We start from the raw sequence: 2,264 nt of genomic DNA, 5'->3' as shown, positions 1-2,264 counted from the left end.
ACCCGGGGCGCCGTCGAGCGCCGGCCGATCCGCCGTCAGCCCTGGTAGGCGCGCTGCAGCCGCACCGGCGCGAGCGGCCCGATGCCCGGCACCTCGCGTACGGGCTGCGCGGTGAGCGCGTAGCTCGAGCTCGTGGCGAGCAGCGCGGCGGTCTCCTTGTCGACCAGCACGGTCGAGGGGTCGGACTGCTCCGTGAGGCGCGAGGCCAGGTTGACCGTGGGTCCGAAGATGTCGCCGAACCGCGACAGCACCCGCCCCCAGACCAGTCCGACGCGCACCGGGATCTCGGGGTCGCCCGGCGCCGCCGTCCCGAGCTGCGCGCCGGAGGTCTCGGCCAGGCCAAGGGCCACCTCGGCGCCGGTCGCGACGTCGTCGGTCACGAACAGGACGGCGTCGCCGATGGTCTTGACCACGCGGCCGCCCGCGTTGACGATGACGTCGCGCGCGCCGGCCTCGAACCGCTGCACGAACTCGGCCAGCTCCTCCGAGCCGAGCCCCGCGGTCCGCTTGGTGAACGAGACGATGTCGGCGAACCCGACCGCCCGCAGCAGGGGCAGCTGGTGGCCGTCGTTGCTCTCGTCGCCCCGCGCGCCGGCGAACTCGATGGCGGTGCGGCCCGTGAGCGCCGCGAGCTGACGTCGCCAGGCGTGCTCGAGCTGCCGGCTGAGCATCTCGGACATCTCCGGGAGCTTGTCCAGCGCGAGCAACCGCGCCGAGGTCTCGTCGAGCTGGTAGCGCCGGGCCAGGTGCTCGACGAGCGCCTCGACCTGCCAGAGCGCCAGCCGCTCGGTGGTGTGGCCCACCGACCGGATGAAGGTCATCTGGGCGCGCTCGTCCATCTGCTCAGCCTCGAACAGCCCGGCGGCGTCCTTGAGCGCCTCGACGTCCGCGTCGGTGAACCAGGTCTCGGTCGGGTGGGTGACAGGCAGGCCGATCCAGCGCCAGTACCGGGTCACGAACTGCTTGTCGAGCCCGGTGAGCTCCACGACCTGCGACAGGGTGTAGCGGCGCGCGCCGCCCAGCAGGGTCTCGTCCAGGCGGGCCGCGGTGTCGGCGCCCGGCGTCTCGTGGTTCGTGGAGGGCGTCTCGGAGTTGTGGAGCACGTCACCACTGTAGGCGGGCGCACCTCATGCAACCGCATGCACCGGCCGCAGGGCCCGCGCCGAGGCCCCGCAGGTCAGGCCACGAGCGTCAGCACCAGGGGGATCCCCATGAGCACCAGGAGCATCCCGACCACCGTCACGACGTTCCACAGGGTCAGCCGCACGCCGCGGACGCCGTCGTCCCGGTGGAGCAGCACCCAGACCACCAGCAGCCAGGCGATCCCGGCGGCGACGAGCCCCGCCGTCGGCGTCCCGTCCGTCTGGACGATGCCGCGGTCCAGCCGGACCGTGCTGATGAGGTACACCGTGACCGCGGCCGCGGCACACACGATTCCCTTGGCCACACCGACCGTGGCTCGCCCTGCCTCCATGGCGTCTCCTGCCGTCGGCCACCAGTGCTGCGCATCGTCGCGTGTGGCGGAGATTACCGCAGGTCAGGTGCCGTGCGGCAGGGTCTGCCGTCGAGTTCACCCCGGCCGGGGCACGACTTCACCCGCACCGGCCGCAGCGGCAGGACTGCCCGGTCAGCGCAGGTGCCAGACGTCGCCCGCGGTCACCGTCCGCTCTTCGCCGCCGTCCGTCCGGATGCGCAGCGCCCCGGTCTCGTCGAGGCCCACGGCCTCGCCCTCCAGCACACCCCCGTTCCCGGCGAGCTCGGCCCGCACCCGGGTGCCGAGCGTCGCGGACACGGCCGCGTACTCGGCCAGCAGGCCGGCGGCCAGCACGTCGCCGTCCGCGTCCTCCCAGCGCCGGACGACGGCGTGCACCTCGCCGAGCATCCGGACCAGCACGTCGGTGCGGTCGGGCCGCGGGTGGCCCGCGAGTGCCAGCGACGTCGCTGTGGGCACCGGGAGCTCGTCGGCCGACTCGGAGACGTTGAGCCCGATCCCCAGCACGACGGCGTGCGCCGCGGCGCCGGTGGGGGCGGCGTCCGGCGCCTCCGGCACGACCTCGGCGAGTATCCCGGCGACCTTGCGGTACGGCCCCAGCCCGCCGACCGTGTCGTCGGCGGGCAGCAGCACGTCGTTGGGCCACTTCACGGCGGCGGTGACTCCGCCGTCGGCCACGGCGCGGACCACCGCGAGGCCGGCCAGGAGCGGGAGCCAGCCCAGGGCTTCCGCGGGGACGCGCGGCCGGAGCAGCACGGAGACGGTGAGGCCG

Annotated in this window: 3 protein-coding genes; all 3 read right to left on the bottom strand. The window is 74.3% G+C overall.

The features are described from left to right. Positions 1-35 precede the first annotated feature (35 nt). On the bottom strand, positions 36-1,103 hold the full coding sequence (locus PROKR_RS25940) for an adenylate/guanylate cyclase domain-containing protein (protein ID WP_036969487.1): 1,068 nt from the start codon (positions 1,101-1,103) through the stop codon (positions 36-38). A gap of 74 nt (positions 1,104-1,177) precedes the next feature. After that, positions 1,178-1,474 carry a hypothetical protein gene (locus tag PROKR_RS25935; RefSeq protein WP_036969484.1) on the bottom strand — a complete coding sequence of 99 codons (297 nt, stop codon included), beginning with the start codon at positions 1,472-1,474 and terminating at the stop codon, positions 1,178-1,180. 153 nt (positions 1,475-1,627) lie between these two features. After that, a partial coding sequence (locus PROKR_RS25930; RefSeq protein WP_036969482.1) for a biotin--[acetyl-CoA-carboxylase] ligase occupies positions 1,628-2,264 on the bottom strand: 637 nt, incomplete at its 5' end.

The sequence above is a fragment of the Promicromonospora kroppenstedtii DSM 19349 genome (assembly GCF_000515355.1).
Taxonomy (GTDB): Bacteria; Actinomycetota; Actinomycetes; order Actinomycetales; family Cellulomonadaceae; genus Promicromonospora; species Promicromonospora kroppenstedtii.
This window is presented reverse-complemented; position numbering and strand designations above follow the sequence as displayed.

What these genes read in the sequence shown, in the direction of transcription:
- PROKR_RS25935 (WP_036969484.1), bottom strand. Translation starts at nt 1,474, where the DNA reads ATGGAGGCAGGGCGAGCCACGGTCGGTGTGGCCAAGGGAATCGTGTGT.